Annotated in this window: 21 protein-coding genes; 15 read left to right on the forward strand and 6 right to left on the reverse strand. The window is 42.5% G+C overall.

Annotated features, from left to right (window positions below; all coding sequences use genetic code 11):
* The first annotated feature begins 2 nt into the window (after positions 1–2).
* The 7 genes from L0M85_RS07305 to L0M85_RS07335 all read left to right on the forward strand — a co-directional run bounded on the left by L0M85_RS07305 (position 3) and on the right by L0M85_RS07335 (position 8226).
* Complete coding sequence (locus tag L0M85_RS07305; RefSeq protein WP_048687844.1) at positions 3–569, forward strand: nucleotidyltransferase family protein; 567 nt, start codon at positions 3–5, stop codon at positions 567–569.
* A 118-nt stretch (positions 570–687) separates the two neighbouring features.
* Positions 688–1110: a low molecular weight protein-tyrosine-phosphatase gene (locus L0M85_RS07310; RefSeq protein ID WP_048687842.1), complete on the forward strand. Its 423-nt coding sequence runs from the start codon at positions 688–690 to the stop codon at positions 1108–1110.
* Between the two features lie 57 nt (positions 1111–1167).
* Positions 1168–1581 (forward strand): hypothetical protein, encoded by a 414-nt coding sequence (locus L0M85_RS07315; protein ID WP_006595277.1) that lies wholly within the window; start codon positions 1168–1170, stop codon positions 1579–1581.
* On the forward strand, positions 1571–3388 hold the full coding sequence (locus L0M85_RS07320; RefSeq protein WP_238656754.1) for an acyltransferase family protein: 1818 nt from the start codon (positions 1571–1573) through the stop codon (positions 3386–3388). Before L0M85_RS07315 ends, L0M85_RS07320 begins: the two co-directional genes overlap by 11 nt.
* Positions 3389–3746: 358 nt before the next feature.
* A complete protein-coding gene (gene adhE / locus L0M85_RS07325) occupies positions 3747–6398 on the forward strand; it encodes a bifunctional acetaldehyde-CoA/alcohol dehydrogenase (RefSeq protein ID WP_125336210.1) in 2652 nt (883 codons plus the stop codon).
* Between the two features lie 221 nt (positions 6399–6619).
* Positions 6620–7669 (forward strand): zinc-dependent alcohol dehydrogenase family protein, encoded by a 1050-nt coding sequence (locus tag L0M85_RS07330; protein ID WP_023027479.1) that lies wholly within the window; start codon positions 6620–6622, stop codon positions 7667–7669.
* A gap of 170 nt (positions 7670–7839) precedes the next feature.
* On the forward strand, positions 7840–8226 hold the full coding sequence (locus L0M85_RS07335; RefSeq protein ID WP_048687834.1) for a hypothetical protein: 387 nt from the start codon (positions 7840–7842) through the stop codon (positions 8224–8226).
* 159 nt (positions 8227–8385) lie between these two features.
* Here L0M85_RS07335 and L0M85_RS07340 read toward each other — a convergent pair whose 3' ends face one another.
* The 5 genes from L0M85_RS07340 to L0M85_RS07360 are packed head-to-tail and all read right to left on the reverse strand — an operon-like array spanning position 8386 to position 9281.
* A complete protein-coding gene (locus L0M85_RS07340) occupies positions 8386–8547 on the reverse strand; it encodes a hypothetical protein (RefSeq protein WP_006595272.1) in 162 nt (53 codons plus the stop codon).
* 12 nt (positions 8548–8559) lie between these two features.
* Positions 8560–8727, reverse strand: coding sequence for an alcohol dehydrogenase (locus L0M85_RS07345; protein WP_238656755.1), 168 nt, complete (start codon positions 8725–8727; stop codon positions 8560–8562).
* 11 nt (positions 8728–8738) lie between these two features.
* Positions 8739–8906: a hypothetical protein gene (locus tag L0M85_RS07350; protein ID WP_006595270.1), complete on the reverse strand. Its 168-nt coding sequence runs from the start codon at positions 8904–8906 to the stop codon at positions 8739–8741.
* A gap of 12 nt (positions 8907–8918) precedes the next feature.
* Positions 8919–9086 (reverse strand): class IIb bacteriocin, lactobin A/cerein 7B family, encoded by a 168-nt coding sequence (locus L0M85_RS07355; RefSeq protein WP_006595269.1) that lies wholly within the window; start codon positions 9084–9086, stop codon positions 8919–8921.
* A 21-nt stretch (positions 9087–9107) separates the two neighbouring features.
* Positions 9108–9281 (reverse strand): Blp family class II bacteriocin, encoded by a 174-nt coding sequence (locus L0M85_RS07360; protein ID WP_006595268.1) that lies wholly within the window; start codon positions 9279–9281, stop codon positions 9108–9110.
* Between the two features lie 728 nt (positions 9282–10009).
* On the opposite strand from L0M85_RS07360, the gene L0M85_RS07365 reads away from it, so the two are divergent.
* From L0M85_RS07365 to L0M85_RS07400, 8 genes are all read left to right on the forward strand, one after another.
* Positions 10010–10708, forward strand: a complete 699-nt coding sequence (locus tag L0M85_RS07365; protein WP_061564585.1) for an N-acetylmannosamine-6-phosphate 2-epimerase — start codon at positions 10010–10012, stop codon at positions 10706–10708.
* A gap of 142 nt (positions 10709–10850) precedes the next feature.
* Positions 10851–12167: an ABC transporter substrate-binding protein gene (locus L0M85_RS07370; RefSeq protein WP_238656756.1), complete on the forward strand. Its 1317-nt coding sequence runs from the start codon at positions 10851–10853 to the stop codon at positions 12165–12167.
* Between the two features lie 203 nt (positions 12168–12370).
* Positions 12371–13258 (forward strand): sugar ABC transporter permease, encoded by an 888-nt coding sequence (locus tag L0M85_RS07375; protein WP_048788696.1) that lies wholly within the window; start codon positions 12371–12373, stop codon positions 13256–13258.
* A 15-nt stretch (positions 13259–13273) separates the two neighbouring features.
* Complete coding sequence (locus L0M85_RS07380) at positions 13274–14113, forward strand: carbohydrate ABC transporter permease (protein ID WP_238656757.1); 840 nt, start codon at positions 13274–13276, stop codon at positions 14111–14113.
* 164 nt (positions 14114–14277) lie between these two features.
* Positions 14278–14730: a YhcH/YjgK/YiaL family protein gene (locus tag L0M85_RS07385; RefSeq protein ID WP_238656758.1), complete on the forward strand. Its 453-nt coding sequence runs from the start codon at positions 14278–14280 to the stop codon at positions 14728–14730.
* Between the two features lie 21 nt (positions 14731–14751).
* Complete coding sequence (locus L0M85_RS07390; protein WP_238656759.1) at positions 14752–15399, forward strand: YesL family protein; 648 nt, start codon at positions 14752–14754, stop codon at positions 15397–15399.
* 45 nt (positions 15400–15444) lie between these two features.
* Positions 15445–16362: a dihydrodipicolinate synthase family protein gene (locus tag L0M85_RS07395; protein WP_156677128.1), complete on the forward strand. Its 918-nt coding sequence runs from the start codon at positions 15445–15447 to the stop codon at positions 16360–16362.
* 30 nt (positions 16363–16392) lie between these two features.
* Positions 16393–17286: an ROK family protein gene (locus L0M85_RS07400; protein WP_156677129.1), complete on the forward strand. Its 894-nt coding sequence runs from the start codon at positions 16393–16395 to the stop codon at positions 17284–17286.
* A gap of 639 nt (positions 17287–17925) precedes the next feature.
* Here L0M85_RS07400 and L0M85_RS07405 read toward each other — a convergent pair.
* Positions 17926–18765 (reverse strand): MurR/RpiR family transcriptional regulator, encoded by an 840-nt coding sequence (locus L0M85_RS07405; RefSeq protein WP_048789848.1) that lies wholly within the window; start codon positions 18763–18765, stop codon positions 17926–17928.
* Positions 18766–18831: the final 66 nt, after the last annotated feature.

The raw sequence follows: 18831 nt of genomic DNA on the forward strand, positions 1-18831 counted from the left end.
AGATGCTAACGGAAAAAGCGATAGTAGAGCAAATCCAAGCGGATCAAGAGATGATGACTGTCTTGGCCATTATTCGGGATCTCAACCTGGCAGACGCTTGGCTTGCAGCTGGTGCGGTGCGCAATTTCGTCTGGAACCAGCTCTCTGGAAAACCAGGGTTTGATGCGACGACCGATATGGATCTGGTCTTTTATGACCCTACGATTAGCTATGAGGAGACTTTGCAGATCGAGCAGGGATTAAAGAAGACCTATCCTCAGTACGCTTGGGAAGTCAAAAATCAAGTCTATATGCACCAGCATAGTCCGGGGACGGCTCCTTATCGCAGTGCTTGTGACGCGGTTTCTAAATACCCCGAGCAGTGTACAGCAATTGCAGTTCGCTTAAGGAAAGATGGTCAGCTAGAGCTCTTTCTCCCCTATGGGACAAGGGATATCGAAGATTTCATCGTTCAGCCGACTCCACATTTTTTAGCCAGTCCCGAGCGTTTGGCGGTTTATACAGAGCGTATGCGGAAGAAAGATTGGAAACGAAAATGGCTATCCCTTCAGATCATCCTGCCTGAATAAAAAAAGAAAGTCAGCCCACCTCAACGATGGACAGGCTTTTTTCGTCTTGCCTCAAAAATATAATTTTAGCAGATTATATTTTTCTTACATTCTGTTATAATAGAAAGGAGGTGCTGTCATGAAAAAAATTGTATTTGTGTGTTTAGGAAATATTTGTCGGAGCCCCATGGCAGAGTTTGTCATGAAGGACTTGACCAACCAGTATGAGATTGAAAGTCGTGCCACTTCTAACTGGGAGCACGGGAACCCTATTCACCAAGGGACTCAAAAGATTTTTCGTAGTCATGGCGTGCCCTATGATGCTTCTAAAACATCCCTTCAAATCAGCGACCAAGATTTTCATGCCTTTGATCTGATCTTAGGAATGGATGAGAACAATGTAGCTGACCTCAAACGAATGGCACCTCCTGGAACAGAGCACAAGATTCATCTCTTTGCAGGAGAAAGTGTTCCAGATCCATGGTACACAGGAGATTTCGAAGAGACCTATCGCCGTGTTCTAGCTGGTTGTCAAGAGTGGTTGGATCGATTAGAAGATTAGTTTCGGACTGGCTCCTGAAATGAGTAACCGGCTGAAGATAAAAAGAATGAACAGAGTATGGAAAAAATAAAAGAATTATTTGAGACCTATAAGGTCTATGTTACGAGAGAGAATATTGAACGATTGTCCTTGGGGATTATTGTTCTGTCTGCTTTGTGGGTATTTCTTTCCTCCATTCCTTTCGGAGGTGTGTTGACCCTCGATAAGGGAGCTATTCGCTACGACGGAAGTGTCGTCCGAGGCAAGATGAATGGCCAAGGGACGGTGACCTTTGAGAATGGGGACACCTACAAGGGCAATTTTGTCAATGGAACCTTTAGTGGTTATGGAACCTTTACAGCCAAGGCTGGTTGGAAATATGAAGGTGAATTTGTCAATGGTCAACCAGAAGGACAGGGAACCTTGACGACAGAACAAAATGTCGTCTATAAGGGAACGTTTAAACAAGGAATTTATCAAAATGCGAATTAAATGGTTTTCATTGGTACGGATAACGGGACTTCTTCTCGTTCTTCTCTACCATTTCTTCCAAAAGGTTTTTCCTGGTGGATTTATTGGAGTAGATATCTTCTTTACTTTCTCAGGATTTTTGATCACGGCTCTTCTGATCGATGAGTTTGCCCGTCATCAAAAAATTGATCTCAAGGGCTTCCTTAGACGACGCTTCTACCGGATTGTCCCACCTTTAGTCTTTATGGTCTTGCTGGTCATGCCTTTTACCTTCTTGGTCAGACGAGACTTTATTGCTGGGCTTGGGACACAGATTGCTGCCGTCTTTGGCTTTGTGACCAATTTCTATGAGATGTTAAGTGGCGGAAGTTACGAAAGTCAGTTCATCCCCCATCTTTTCATTCATACTTGGAGTTTGGCTCTTGAAGTTCATTACTACGTCCTCTGGGCTCTTTTGGCTTGGTTTTTGGGTAAAAAAGCTAAGTCAGTTGGCCAATATAGAGGCTGTATCTTCCTGTCGTCGACAGGTCTCTTTTTGGTGGCCTTCCTGACCTTCTTTGTCGGAGCGCTGGTCACCAAGAATTTGTCCAATGTCTATTTTTCTAGTATCGCTCACGTCTTTCCTTTCTTTGTGGGGAGTGCTTTAGCGACAGTGACAGGGATTACAACGACCAGCCCAAATCTTACTCAATTAGTGAAGAAGCTATCTCTACAGAAGACGTTAACGATTTTAGCGGGTGCTTTTCTAGTTTTGTTGGTCTTGACATTTATTCTTCCATTTGATAGTGTTTGGACCTATTTATTTGGATTTTTAGTAGCAACTCTTGCTGCATCTGTGATGATTGTGATGACGCGTGTCCTTCATGAAAAGACACCAGATCAAAAAGAACCAGCAGTGATTACCTTTATTGCAGATACAAGTTATGGGGTTTATCTCTTCCACTGGCCATTTTACATCATCTTTTCTCAATTAATGACCAATGGATGGGCTTCTCTACTAACAGCGCTTGTATCATTTAGTCTTGCTGCCTTGAGTTTCTATATTATTGAACCAACCTTAGCTGGACGTGAACCGAAGATTTTTGGAATCTCGATGGATCTCAGAAGTTTCACGAAACCACTCTTTTACAGCGCGATTCCCTTGACCTTGCTCATGTTTGGGATTGCACTCTTTGCGCCACGCGTCGGAGCCTTTGATGAAAATCTGATTACCGAAGGGCTTCGTCAATCCGACAGCAAGATGCAGATCACGCGTGCCCAAGTTGACAATGCTTCAGCGACTTCCTACAATGTATCAGATGGCGTGACCATGATCGGAGATTCTGTAAACCTCCGGGCATCAGATTATCTGAAACAAGTTCTGCCAGATATCCAACTAGATGCTTTGGTGAGTCGCAATCTGGACTCAGGCTTAAAGGTATATGAAACGGATATTGCCAATAGAGTCTTGCTCAAGAACGTGGTGATCGCACTTGGAACTAACTCTTCTAATAATTATCAAGAATTGTTGGATAAGTTTGTTCAAGAACTACCAAAAGGACATCGCTTAATCTTTGTGACCCCATATGATGGACGTGAAGCAAATGATAGCAAGAGCGTCACCGTTCAGACTCGAAAGTATGAGCTAGAGTTAGCTAAAAAATACGATTATGTCTATGTAGCGGACTGGCATCAAGTTGCTGTCGAAAATCCAGCTATCTGGGCTGGAACGGATAGTGTCCACTTTGGTTTAGAATCAGATGGCTCCATCGATGTTGGGGGAAATCTATACGCTAACGTCGTAAAAGAAGCAGTTGATCAAGCAAATCGGGGGCCAGTTAAGCCGTAAAAATTACTAAACGACTTAAGCAATTTTCACTTGAAGAAAATTGCTTTTTTTAGTAAAATTAAGAAAACGCTTACAAAAAATGCGTGAAAATATTTGTTTGTGAAATTGAAGTGCTTTCTCAAAAAAATTCTTCAATTTTTTCTTGAAAATACTCCTGTATAGAAGGAGAAGGAGGATTCATGATAAAAAGTTAAAAAAATCTTTGTGAAACTATTTACAAATTTTCTAAAATAGAGTACAATAATATTGTGAAAAAATTAACAAATCGAAATTTCTTACACTATTCTTGAAAGTTTCTGAAAACAGGAAAAAGTTCCGGAAAAGGATAAGGGTTTCAAACATTGGAGGAAAGCATCAAATGGCTGATAAAAAAACTCAATCACCTGAAGAAAAGAAACTCGCTGCTGAAAAACATGTAGACGAGTTGGTGCAAAAAGCGCTCGTAGCGCTTGAAGAAATGCGCAAATTGGATCAGGAGCAAGTAGACTACATTGTGGCGAAAGCATCTGTAGCTGCTCTTGACGCTCACGGTGAGCTCGCTCTTCATGCCTATGAAGAAACTGGTCGTGGAGTCTTTGAAGACAAGGCGACTAAGAACTTGTTCGCTTGTGAGCACGTTGTAAACAACATGCGTCACACCAAGACAGTTGGTGTCATTCAAGAAGATGATGTCACTGGTTTGACCTTGATTGCTGAGCCAGTCGGAGTAGTCTGCGGGATCACACCTACAACCAACCCAACTTCAACAGCAATCTTTAAAGCATTGATTTCCTTGAAGACACGGAACCCTATCGTCTTTGCTTTCCACCCATCAGCGCAAGAATCATCTGCTCATGCGGCACAAATCGTCCGCGATGCAGCGATTAAAGCAGGAGCTCCTGAAAACTGTGTGCAATGGATCACGCAACCATCTATGGAAGCAACCAGTGCCCTTATGAACCACGAAGGGATTGCGACTATCCTTGCAACAGGTGGTAACGCAATGGTGAAAGCTGCCTATTCTTGCGGTAAACCAGCTCTTGGGGTCGGTGCCGGAAACGTTCCTGCTTATGTCGAAAAATCAGCTAACATCCGCCAAGCTGCACACGATATCGTCATGTCTAAATCATTTGACAATGGTATGGTCTGTGCGTCTGAACAAGCGGTCATCATCGATAAAGAAATCTACGATGAGTTTGTTGAAGAATTCAAATCTTACCACACTTACTTCGTCAACAAAAAAGAAAAAGCCCTTCTTGAAGAGTTCTGCTTTGGTGTAAAAGCTAACAGCAAAAACTGTGCGGGTGCGAAATTGAATGCGGACATCGTTGGGAAACCAGCAGCATGGATCGCTGAACAAGCTGGCTTCTCAGTTCCAGAAGGAACCAATATCCTTGCGGCAGAATGTAAAGAAGTTGGCGAAAAAGAGCCTTTGACTCGTGAAAAATTGTCACCAGTCATCGCTGTCTTGAAATCTGAAAGCCGTGAAGACGGAATTAACAAAGCTCGTCAAATGGTTGAATTCAACGGTCTTGGTCACTCAGCTGCCATCCATACAGCTGACGAAGAATTGACCAAAGAATTTGGTAAAGCAGTTAAAGCCATTCGTGTGATCTGCAACTCTCCTTCGACTTTCGGTGGTATCGGGGATGTTTACAATGCCTTCTTGCCATCATTGACACTTGGATGTGGTTCTTACGGACGTAACTCTGTTGGGGACAACGTTAGTGCCATCAACCTCTTGAATATCAAAAAAGTCGGACGCCGGAGAAATAACATGCAATGGATGAAACTTCCTTCAAAAACATACTTTGAACGTGATTCAATTGAATACCTACAAAAATGTCGTGACGTTGAACGTGTCATGATCGTTACAGACCACGCTATGGTAGAGCTTGGTTTCCTTGATCGTATCATCGAACAGCTTGACCTTCGTCGCAACAAGGTAGTTTACCAAATCTTTGCAGACGTTGAACCAGATCCAGATATCACAACTGTTGAACGTGGTACAGAGATCATGCGTGCCTTCAAACCAGATACTATCGTCGCTCTCGGCGGTGGATCTCCAATGGATGCGGCTAAAGTAATGTGGCTCTTCTATGAACAACCAGAAGTGGACTTCCGTGACCTTGTACAAAAATTCATGGATATCCGTAAACGTGCCTTCAAATTCCCATTGCTTGGTAAGAAAACTAAATTCATCGCGATCCCAACAACATCTGGTACAGGATCTGAAGTAACTCCATTTGCCGTTATCTCTGATAAAGCAAACAACCGTAAATACCCAATCGCAGACTACTCATTGACTCCAACGGTTGCCATTGTAGACCCTGCCTTGGTATTGACAGTTCCTGGATCTGTTGCGGCTGATACTGGTATGGACGTATTGACTCACGCGACTGAAGCTTACGTATCACAAATGGCTAGCGACTACACTGATGGTCTTGCTCTTCAAGCCATCAAACTTGTCTTTGAAAACTTGGAAAGCTCAGTGAAGAATGCAGACTTCCACTCACGTGAGAAAATGCATAACGCTTCAACTATTGCTGGTATGGCCTTCGCCAATGCCTTCCTAGGTATTTCTCACTCAATGGCTCACAAGATTGGTGCGCAATTCCACACCATTCACGGACGGACCAATGCAATCTTGCTTCCATACGTTATCCGCTACAACGGTACACGCCCAGCTAAGACAGCAACATGGCCTAAGTACAACTACTACCGTGCAGATGAGAAGTATCAAGACATCGCTCGTATGCTTGGCCTTCCATGCTCTACACCAGAAGAAGCAGTTGAAGCTTACGCGAAAGCTGTTTACGAACTCGGTGAACGTGTAGGAATTGAAATGAACTTTAAAGCACAAGGAATTGACGAAAAAGAATGGAAGAAACATTCTCGCGAATTGGCCTTCCTTGCTTACGAAGATCAATGTTCACCAGCTAACCCACGTCTTCCAATGGTAGACCACATGCAAGAAATCATCGAAGATGCATACTATGGTTACAAAGAACGTCCAGGACGTCGTAAATAAGGCGCTAGAGAACAACTGATGTTTATCAGCTACCCCTCGCTCAAAAGAGCGAGGGATTTTTCTTTATCTTAACGCTAGAAATTGATTTTTGAGACCTGAAAACTATCTTTTAAAGAAATCTAATAAATATGTTGCAAGCGCTTGCTTTGTATGTTATAATATTCACAAAGTAAAAACTGTAATAAAATGGTTTGATAAAACCAACAAAAAAGGAGTCGCTTATGAAAGCAGCAACATATGTATCAGCAGGAAATCTTCAGTTGATTGATCAACCAAAACCAGTGATCAAGAAACCAACTGATGCGATTGTTCGTCTAGTGAAAACGACCATTTGTGGAACAGACCTCCATATTTTGGGTGGTGATGTTCCAGCTTGTAAAGAAGGGACCATCCTGGGTCATGAAGGAATTGGGATTGTCGAAGAAGTCGGCGATGCGGTTACGAACTTTAAGGTAGGAGACAAGGTTATCATCTCATGCGTAACAGCTTGTAACACTTGCTACTACTGTAAACGTGGCTTGCCTTCCCACTGTGAAGATGGGGGCTGGATCCTTGGCCACTTGATCAACGGTACCCAAGCAGAGTATGTCCATATCCCTCACGCAGACGGCAGTCTCTATCATGCACCAGCTTCTGTAGATGACGAAGCCCTGGTTATGCTCTCTGATATTCTGCCTACTTCCTATGAGATTGGAGTGCTCCCTTCTCACGTGAAACCTGGAGACAACGTTTGTATCGTTGGTGCAGGGCCAATCGGTTTGGCAGCTCTCTTAACCGTACAATTCTTCTCACCAGCTACCATTATCATGGTAGACTTGTCAGAATCACGTCTCGAAGCTTCTAAGAAGTTTGGAGCTACTCATACCATCTGTTCAAGTGATATTGATGAAATCAAGGCCTTTATCAATGAAGTGACCGATGGTCGTGGTGTTGATATCTCTATGGAATGTGTGGGCTATCCAGCTACCTTCGATGTCTGCCAAAATATTATCTCGGTCGGCGGTCATATTGCCAACGTCGGAGTGCATGGTAAACCAGTTAGCTTCAATCTTGACGACCTTTGGATTAAGAACATCACGCTCAATACTGGTTTGGTCAATGCCAATACAACTGAAATGCTTCTTAATGTTTTGAAATCTGGCAAGATTGATGCGACGAAGTTAGTGACCCACCACTTCAAACTTTCAGAAGCAGAAAAGGCATACGAAATCTTCAAACATGCTGGCGAAAACAATGCCTTGAAAGTCATTATTGATAATGACCTCAGCTAAGAAGGCTCAATCGTTTGATGCTGAAACAAAAAGGACAGGAACATGAAACTGTTCCTGTCCTTTTTAACAGATGTAGTAGTTGTTCTTGTCACGTCTATTTACTTGCTACTCCTAATAAAACGTACTCTAATATGATTAGAAATATAACATAAATAGAAAGGTGTGATCTTATGAAAATGTTCCATTATCATCGTGAGTTCTGGTTGGACTTTCATTTCTGGCTCTTGGTCTTACTTTTAGTGGCTGTAGCTATGATGACACAGGATCCGCTTTCGGTTGTTAGCCTTGCTTATCTTGCTTTTGTAGGGATTTTGATTCTTCTTCAGGTCTTTCAACCGCAGGTGTCCATTCGCCAGCATCCAGTAGGTAGCTACCATTTCAATTGGGACTTTTATCGTGACACCAGATTGTATATTGATCTCTTTTTATTGGCTGGTCTCTTAGAAGGTCCGTTCACTTCAACGGATATAGTTTATTGGATCTTGCTTGGGGCATTCGTCGGCTCTATTGGCTTTGTGTTTGTCGTAAAGGAAAAACCGATTCAAAAAACGGCCTAGTGCATCGAAAGTTCTAGAAGACATTTATTTGGGATCTCTCTCCTCGATGATGAAGAGGGAGAATAGAAAAAGGGCTTGCTTCGTTCAAACGAAAAAATCCTAGCTTTTTTAAAAGCTGGGATTTTTTGTACTGTTTAGTGAGATGATAAAGAAGTGTTACTATTTGCCTCGTTTGCGAGCGTATTCGTCAAAGGCACCAGCGAAGGTTCCCATGAGTAGGGGAGTTGCGATTAGTCCGACAGTAATCCAGACGGATCCACCATCTACATGGCTGAGTTCCTGCTCGGACAAGCTTCTAAAACGTGTTTCTTCGAGTTTCATGCTTGCTCCTTTCTAGTGCATGATGCCATTGATGATACTACGGCCAAAATCACGTCCGGAATTGTATAAAATATTCCATGTTTGAACGATGAATTTTGCCGAGTCAAAGACGGAGACTCCTCCATCAATGGTCGCCAGTTCAGCTTCCGTTAGGTAAGTATAATGGATGCTTGTATCCATAAGTGTCCTCCTTAATGTAAGATTGTGTAGAGTAAATCAATTGCCTCGTTGAGAATGGTGAAAGTGACCATGAAGGCAATAGCAAATTTAGGAAAGTACCCTTCTACCTGTTTGGGTGCTTTTTTATCAAGAATGCAGTATCCCGTCAAAAGGATGAGGGTGATAAATACCAGACTCATTGGTCTCCTCCTTTACCATTTCCGTGTCATATTACTATGAAATGCATCGATCAGTTTTGTTGTCCCGATATAAGCAGAAGAAAAACCGTAAGCGAAAACTAATAGAAAAGGGAGTCCTCCACCATTAATATCACTTAATTCTTCATGCGTGAGATCTTTAAATTGTACTTGGTCTATCATTGCTTTTCTCCTTCAAATTGATTATTTAAATGCTCCCCAAATGGCAGTTCCGACAGCTGTTACACCACCAGCAATAGTGCCAGATAGATAGGGATGAGCAAGGATCCAAGCAACCAATGGGATAGCTCCCCCATCAACTTGTGTCAATTCTTCTTCTGTTAAGGGTGTGAATTTTTGTGTGAATTCTGTTGTCATTTAATTTTCCTCTTTCTTTCTTGTTTGTCGCCATCTAGCATCAACTGCTAGATAGATTGTAGCCGCAATGGCTAGATTAATCTGTGGTTGAAACGCAATCAGATGTGCATCATGTAAAACAGTTAATGCGATGATGATTGCAAAGATTATAGTGTGGATAGGCCATCTCATATTTTAATAATCCTAATTTTTGTTGAGAAGCAAAGCTAGGGTAATTTTCCAATAGAGCTAGCTTGTATGGGTAGCCTTTTATTCATCTTGTGTCAGCTAAGCTGATTAGATGAAGCAAGGATAAGGTCAATAGCCAATGCTGTGTTTTTCTTACGTTTCAAGATTTGAGTTTAAAACAAGATCAATGAAAGCAAGATTAATAGAACAAAAGCTTTGGTATTCTTTTTCATGTTCGGTATTCCCTTTCCTTATTTATTTACGGAAGAAGTAATACAAAAACCATGGGATGATAATGGGAGTATAGTACATCTGTAGTCCTCCTTTCTTTTTGTTTGGTCACTTATACTATTCGTATAAAAATCTGGAAATGGAAAAAATTTTTAAAAAAGTTTTAGAATGTTTGCTTCTCTGAAACTAGTTTCAGAGGAAAGGGATGATAGTTTAAAATATGAAACTATAATCAAAATAGCTCTACAATATTGTAAGCGCTTTAAAAATACTATATAATAACTTTACAAGTACTCGAGTTGACGTAATAAATAAAGGAGATGGAATGTATGTCCAAGATCACGAAAGAAGAATTAATTCAACAGATCAAAGACGGCATTATCGTTTCTTGTCAGGCGCTTCCTCATGAACCTCTCTACACAGAGGCAGGAGGTGTGATTCCTCTCTTGGTCAAAGCAGCTGAGCAAGGAGGGGCGGTTGGAATCCGAGCGAATAGTGTCCGCGATATCAAAGAAATCAAGGAAGTGACAAAACTTCCGATTATCGGGATCATCAAGAGAGATTATCCTCCTGAGGAACCATTCATTACTGCTACTATGAAAGAAGTAGATGAATTGGCCGTATTAGATATCGCAGTGATTGCCCTGGATTGTACCAAACGTCCGCGTCATGACGGTCTATCGATTGTCGACTTTATCCAGCAAGTGAAGGAGAAATATCCTGATCAACTCTTGATGGCAGATATCAGCACCTTTGAAGAAGGCTTAACAGCTGTCGAAGCAGGGGTTGATTTTGTCGGAACGACCTTATCTGGGTACACAGATTATAGCCCGAAAGTAGACGGACCTGACATTGACTTGATTCGCCAACTCTGCCAAGCGGGTGTCGATGTGATTGCTGAAGGTAAGATTCATTATCCTGCACAAGCCAAAGAAATTCATGACCTGGGTGTCAGAGGAGTTGTAGTAGGGGGAGCTATCACACGACCTAAAGAAATTACAGAACGCTTCGTCGCAGCATTAAAATAGAAAAAGAACAGCAAAAAGAGACAAGGAGGAAGCTAGGAAGAGAGAAGTCACCCAGTATAAAAGAAAATATTTAATGACCACTGTCCTCGGTGAGGATACACTAAGTAAGAGAAATCTTACCGCAAACGTGAGGAGAAATCACATGAAAATGAAAAAAGTACTGTACTCGTTGGTAGCTGGTGCAGCGGTGCTAGCACTTGCAGCTTGTGGATCTGGAGGAGGATCTAAGTCTGAATCTTCAAGTGACAATTCTGGTAAAACAGAAATCACTTGGTGGGCCTTCCCAGTCTTTACACAAGAAAAAGCTGAAGATGGCGTAGGAACTTACGAAAAATCAATTATCGAAGCTTTCGAAAAAGCTAATCCAGATATCAAAGTTAAACTAGAAACCATCGACTTCAAATCTGGTCCTGAAAAGATCACTACTGCCATCGAAGCTGGAACTGCTCCAGACGTTCTCTTTGACGCACCAGGGCGGATTATTCAATACGGTAAAAATGGTAAATTGGCTGACTTGAACGACCTCTTTACTGAAGATTTTGTAAAAGATGTCAACAACGACAATATCATCCAAGCTAGCAAGGCCGGCGACACTGCTTACATGTACCCAATCAGTTCAGCACCATTCTACATGGCGATGAACAAGAAGATGTTGGAAGATGCAGGAGTTCTAGACCTTGTCAAAGAAGGCTGGACAACAGACGACTTTGAAAAAGTCTTGAAAGCTTTGAAAGACAAAGGTTACACACCAGGATCACTCTTCAGTAACGGTCAAGGTGGAGACCAAGGTACTCGTGCCTTTATCGCTAACCTTTACGGTGGTTCTGTAACAGATGAAAAAGTAACCAAGTATACAACAGATGATCCAAAATTTGTCAAAGGTTTGGAAAAAGCATCTAAATGGATTGAAGATGGTTTGATGATGAATGGTTCTCAATTCGACGGTGGAGCAGACATCCAAAACTTCGCTAACGGTCAAACTTCTTACACTATCTTGTGGGCACCTTCACAAAACGGTATCCAAGCTAAATTGTTGGATGCAAGTAAAGTTGAAGTAGTCGAAGTACCATTCCCATCTGATAGCGGTAAACCAAAATTGGAATACCTTGTCAATGGTTTTGCAGTCTTTAACAACAAGGATGAAAAGAAAGTAGCAGCAGCTAAGAAATTTGTTCAATTCATCGCGGATGACAAAGAATGGGGTCCTAAGAACGTTGTTCGTACAGGTGCCTTCCCAGTTCGTAGTTCATTTGGTAAATTGTATGATGACAAACGGATGGAAACCATCAGTACTTGGACTCAATACTACTCACCATACTACAACACAATCGACGGCTTTGCAGAAATGCGTACACTTTGGTTCCCAATGTTGCAATCTGTTTCAAACGGGGATGAAAAAGCAGAACCAGCTTTGAAGACCTTTACTGAAAAAGCAAACGAAACGATCAAGAAAAAATAGATCATCTATGAAACTCAAATGATCCTTTCATAGAAATAAGAAAGCATAGGCCCCCTCGATTTCTTATCTCCATGTGTAGATTGAAAGAGGGGGCCTTCGTGTTTTCACTCTCCTAATTATCATATGTAGGAAGGGGCAGTGCCATCCGTTCCACATAGGAATCAAGGAAAAAATAGAAAAAGAACATCAGGAGGTGCCTTATTGTGAAGGTAAACAAAATCCGAATGAGGGAGACGCTGGTTTCCTACGCATTCTTAGCACCCATTTTAATCTTCTTTATTGTCTTTGTATTAGCACCAATGATTATGGGGTTTGTCACTAGTTTCTTCAACTACTCGATGACCTCCTTCAAATTTGTTGGTCTTGAAAATTACTCCCGCATGTTTGCGGATAAGGTCTTTATCAAGTCCTTGATCAATACTGTCATCATCGTTATCGGATCCGTTCCAATCGTAGTATTGTTCTCCTTGTTTGTGGCTTCTCAGACCTATCATCAAAATGCGATTGCGCGTTCCTTCTATCGTTTCGTCTTCTTCCTTCCAGTTGTTACAGGGAGTGTAGCGGTAACGGTTGTGTGGAAATGGATCTACGATCCACTATCTGGTATTTTGAACTTCGTCCTTAAATCTGGTCATGTTATCCAACAAAATATTTCTTGGTTGGGAGATAAGAACTGGGCTTTGATGGCCATTATTGTCATCTTATTGACAACCTCTGTTGGTCAACCGATCATCCTCTACATCGCAGCTATGGGAAATATTGATAACTCTCTCGTAGAAGCAGCGCGTGTGGATGGTGCGACAGAACTTCAAGTTTTCTGGAAGATCAAATGGCCAAGCTTATTGCCAACAACTTTGTACATTGCGATCATTACGACCATTAACTCTTTCCAATGTTTCGCCTTGATCCAATTGTTGACATCCGGTGGTCCTAACTACTCAACGAGTACCCTCATGTACTACTTATATGAAAAAGCCTTTAAGCTCTCTGAATACGGTTATGCCAACACCATGGGTGTCTTCCTGGCAGTGATGATTGCCATTATTAGTTTTGCGCAATTCAAGATCCTCGGAAACGACGTAGAATATTAAAGAAAGGAGTCTCAGATGAAATCAACACAAAAGAAACCAATTACTGCCTTTACAGTGATTTCTACCATCATTTTGCTCCTTTTGACAGTTTTGTTCATTTTCCCATTCTATTGGATTTTGACAGGGGCCTTTAAGTCTCAACCGGATACCATTATGATCCCACCTCAGTGGTGGCCAAAGACACCAACTATGGAAAACTTCCAACAATTGATGGTTCAAAACCCAGCCCTGCAATGGTTGTGGAACAGTGTCTTTATTTCCCTTGCTACCATGCTTTTGGTATGTATGACGTCTTCTTTGGCGGGCTATGTCTTGGCTAAGAAACGTTTCTATGGGCAACGAATTCTCTTTGCTATCTTTATCGCAGCCATGGCCCTTCCAAAACAAGTTGTCTTGGTTCCATTGGTGCGCATTATCAACTTTATGGGAATCCACGACACCCTTGCAGCGGTTATCTTACCGCTGGTCGGATGGCCATTCGGGGTCTTCTTGATGAAGCAATTTAGTGAAAACATCCCAACAGAACTCTTAGAATCTGCTAAGATCGATGGTTGTGGAGAGTTACGGACTTTCTGGAGCGTTGCCTTCCCAATTGTCAAGCCGGGATTTGCAGCCCTTGCCATCTTTACCTTCATCAACACCTGGAATGACTACTTTATGCAATTGGTGATGCTGACCTCTCGGCAAAACCTGACCATTTCACTAGGGGTTGCGACCATGCAGGCTGAAATGGCCACCAACTATGGTTTGATCATGGCTGGAGCAGCTTTGGCTGCGGTACCAATCGTTACGGTCTTCCTGGTCTTCCAAAAATCCTTCACTCAAGGGATTACCATGGGAGCGGTCAAGGGATAAGCCGTCTGCTTGGACAAACGATAGTAGTGTGCAGATACTTTTTTCTAGGCTGAGAGGTGTAGGGTTCTTGCAGGCTCTACATCTCATCGGTGCCCTAGAAGGGGCTAGGGAAGAAATCACTTGTTTTCTTTTCTCGTCCTAAGAAGTGTCGAAAGGAAAAGTGTATGATATTTGATGATTTAAAAAACATCACCTTTTACAAAGGGATCCATCCCAATCTAGATCAGGCCATTGATTTTCTCTATGAGCATCGGAAGGATTCTTTTGAATTAGGAAGATACGACATTGATGGAGATAAGGTCTTTCTCGTCGTTCAAGAAAATACCCTCAATAAAGAAGAAAATGATCGCTTTGAACACCACAAAAAATATGCCGATTTGCATCTTTTGGTAGAAGGACATGAGTTTTCGAGTTATGGATCTCGTGTGACAGGTGAGGCGCTCGCCTTTGATGAAGCATCGGACATCGGTTTTGTCCATTGCCAGGAGTCTTATCCACTTCATCTGGGTTATCATAATTTTGCGATTTTCTTCCCAGGGGAACCTCATCAGCCCAATGGTTATGCGGGTCAAGAAGAAGTCGTTCGAAAACAGTTAGTGAAAATTTTAATCGATTAAGAGAGTCAGAAAGGAGACGGTATGTCACAAAGAGAAACAGGATTGATCAAAACAGTTTTTAATACTGACAATCTGGTGATGCGAATCAGCGAGAAAATAGCGGACTTAGTCACAGTCAATCTTCTTTTTGTGCTGAGCTGTCTGCCGATTGTCACAATCGGGATCGCAAAGATTAGTTTGTATCAAACGGTTTTTGCCATCAAACACCAGCGTCGCCTACCAGTCATTCGGACTTATATCAACGCCTTTCGCGAAAATTGGAAGTTGGGGCTTCAGCTCGGAGGGATAGAGTTGCTCATTTCAGGGATCTGTCTCTTTGACTTGCTCCTCTTTTGGAGCCAGACAGCCTTGCCAATGCAGGTGTTAAAAGCTGTTTGTCTAGGGCTCTTTATCTTCCTAGTTCTGGTCATGCTAGCGGCCTATCCAATTGCGGCGCGTTATCGATTGACTTGGACAGAGTGTCTACAAAAAGCTCTGATTGTATCCGGTTTGTATTTCCCATGGTTCTTCGTTATGGGGGCTCTCTTGTTGCTAGTAGCTATGGTGTTTGTGACTTCTGTCTTAAGCTTTTTACTAGGACTCATGGTCTTCTTCTTGATTGGTTTTTCTAGCCTGACCTTCCTACAGGTTGGATTGATGGAAAAGATATTTGCTCGTTTTAAAGAATAAAAAAGAAAAATAGGATTTGGTAAACATTCGTGAAAGGAGAAAAGAATGTCAGATTTAAAAAAATATGAAGGAGTCATCCCGGCTTTTTATGCCTGCTATGATGACCAAGGAGAAATTAGCCCGGAGCGGGTACGTGCGTTGGTAGAATATTTTATCGCGAAAGGTGTGCAGGGCTTGTATGTCAACGGATCTTCCGGCGAATGTATCTACCAGAGCGTAGCCGATCGCAAGCTGGTCTTAGAAGAAGTCATGGCAGTGGCTAAAGGGAAATTGACCATCATCGCTCACGTAGCCTGCAACAATACCAAGGACAGCGTGGAATTGGCACGACATGCAGAAGAGCTAGGAGTAGATGCCATTGCGGCCATTCCGCCAATTTATTTCCGCTTGCCAGAATACAGCGTGGCCCACTACTGGAATGAAATCAGCGCAGCAGCACCAAACACAGACTTTGTCATCTACAATATCCCGCAATTGGCAGGGGTAGCTTTGACACCGAGTCTGTATACAGAAATGTTGAAAAATCCACGGGTGATTGGGGTGAAGAATTCCTCTATGCCTGTTCAGGATATCCAGACCTTTGCTTCTTTGGGAGGCGATGACCATATCGTCTTTAATGGTCCAGATGAACAATTCTTAGGTGGCCGTCTTATGGGAGCAGGAGCTGGTATTGGGGGCACTTATGGTGCTATGCCGGAGCTCTTCTTGAAACTCAATCAGCTGATTGCTGAGAAAGACTTGGAAACTGCGCGTGCCTTGCAATTTGCCATTAATGGCATAATCGGAGTCTTGACGTCTGCTCACGGAAACATGTATGGCGTTATTAAAGAAGTCTTGCGAATCAATGAAGGTCTAGAACTGGGATCTGTTCGGAGTCCATTAAGTCCAGTAACTGAAGCAGACCAGGAAGTGGTTCAAAAAGCAGCTAGCTTAATCCGTGAAGTCAAGGAACGTTTCCTTTAAAAAAGAGTGTAAATCGGAAAGGAGAGGTGTATGGCCTATTACCTAGCGATTGATATCGGTGGGACCAATATCAAATATGGTCTGATTGATGAAGCAGAGAATTTGATTGAGTCGCATGAAATGCCGACAGAAGCTGAAAAAGGGGGACCGGGGATTCTAGGGAAAACCAAAGCTTTAGTAGAATCTTACCTCGAAGAAAATACCATCCTTGGAGTCTGTATTTCGTCAGCTGGGATGGTTGACCCCGATAAGGGGGAAATCTTTTATGCAGGCCCTCAGATTCCCAATTATGCAGGAACTCAGTTCAAAAAAGAAATTGAAGAGACCTATCAAATCCCCTGCGAAATTGAAAATGACGTCAACTGTGCTGGTTTAGCAGAAGTCATGTCAGGGAATGGCCAGGGTGCTCAAGTTGCCGTCTGTTTAACGGTCGGTACTGGCATTGGTGGCTGTCTCTTGATCAACGGGGAGATTTTCCATGGCTTTAGCAATTCTGCCTGCGAGGTAGGTTACCTTCATCTTCAAGATGGCGCCTTCCAAGATTTGGCATCGACGACAGCTTTGGTTGAATATGTTGCCAAGCAGCATGGGGATCCTGTTGAACAATGGAGTGGTCGTCGCATATTCAAGGAAGCGACCCAAGGAAATACCATCTGTATGGCAGGAATCGATCGCATGGTCGACTACCTGGGCAAGGGGCTTGCCAATATCTGTTATGTTGTCAATCCTCAAGTAGTCATTCTTGGTGGTGGGGTCATGGGACAGGAAGCTATATTGAAACCAAAAATTTCAGCTGCCCTCAAAGAATCCCTCGTTCCAAGCCTAGCGGACAAGACGCAATTGGAGTTTGCGCATCATCAAAATACGGCAGGGATGATAGGAGCTTACTACCATTTCAAACAACAACAAGCCAGACGGAATTAAATCAAAAATGCTCACCACTTAGGTGAGCATTTTTGATTGAAAATAAAGTCTTCTGAAAAACTTTCCTTAGGTGAGTACGGACGTCAGCGAACTTCGAAGAAGTTCTATGACTAAATTAAGATACAAAGGGCGTCTGCGGATAAAGTCAAAATAGGGAGCAGGACAGAAGCACTGTTGTATGGGATTGCTTCGTTGTCCTGCCCCCACAAGGCTGATTAGGATTCTTCCGAGCTGAAAGGTGAGAGAAGAATTCAATCAGCTACTGTGTCTTGGATTTAGTACTAATACATTTGCACTTTTTGACACAATCCGCAGCCCGTGTTCAATTAATTTTGAGCTTCTTCGTTCTTTAATTTCCGGGATCAGGCTAAAACAGTTTCCCAAACTGTTTTACTCCCAAAACTCCCGAGTTCCTGAAACACTTGTGTTTCAGGAACTTTTCTCACAGCGGAAAGTTTTTAATCTTCTTAAATGACTATAAATATAAGTCATTTTTTGAAAAGTATCTAGCCGTTTTATGTAAAACAATAGTTTGTCTACATTCAAAAAATGCTCACCTAAGTGGTGAGCATCATTTTTTTAGAAAAAAACCAGAATGCAGAGGAAAAGATCCTCAGCTCCTGGTGATATTTAGGGAGACTAACGTCTACGTGAATCGTAGCCATTGAGTTTTTTGTTTTCCCAATAGCTATTGAAAATTCTTTCTTTACGCTCCCGATCCATTTCGAGAAAGTGAGCATAGATTAAATCAATCGTGGTTAAGAAGGGAAGGGTTGCCGTAATACGGTCGATATAGGTGCTTCCAGGTAGGGGAGCAACTGGTAAAATTTCCGTAAAGTCATCTTTGATAGCGTCTGGTTGAGCAGTGAGAAGAACGGTTTTTGCTCCCATTTCTTGAGCATCCAGGAGGCTGTGGATAATCGAGCGTGTAGTTCCCGATAGAGAGAAGGCAATGACTAGGCAGGATTTATCCAAGATACTGGTCGTCCATGCAAAGCCGTCTTGATCGGTTAGGGCCTCGCAAACAACGCCCAGTCGGAGGAAGCGAAGTTTCATCTCGGAGGCGACTAGACCGGAGCTTCCTTTTCCAAAGAAGTAGACCCGATCTGCTTGAGTGATTAAGTTGGCGACTTCTTTGATTTGGTCATCTTTTGCTAGGGTTTCTGTAACCTGAAGGACCTGCTGGTAGCGACGCAAGACATCCTGGGTTAGTTCGTCGTGTGGGGATTGTTGCTTTTGAGATTTGGTTTCTTCGTTAAAGTGATAAATAAATTCACGGTAGCCTGTGAAGCCACACTTTTGGGAAAAACGGGTCAAAGCAGCTTTTGATACATGCAAAAGTTCCGTCACTCTAGACGAGGAAAGAGAGTGTTGCTGCGCTTCAGGAGATAAAAAATAGCGGGCAATGTCTAACTCTAGCTCCGTCATTTCTTCTTGATGGCTCTTAATAATGCTTCGGAGATCACGATCTTGTTTCACAGCAGTCCTCCTTTCAACCGAGGTTACACCTGGAGAAAATCCTATAATATATTTCACAGTATAACA

The sequence above is a fragment of the Streptococcus sp. DFI.7.26 genome, assembly GCF_022240605.1.
Taxonomy (GTDB): domain Bacteria; phylum Bacillota; class Bacilli; order Lactobacillales; family Streptococcaceae; genus Streptococcus; species Streptococcus xiaochunlingii.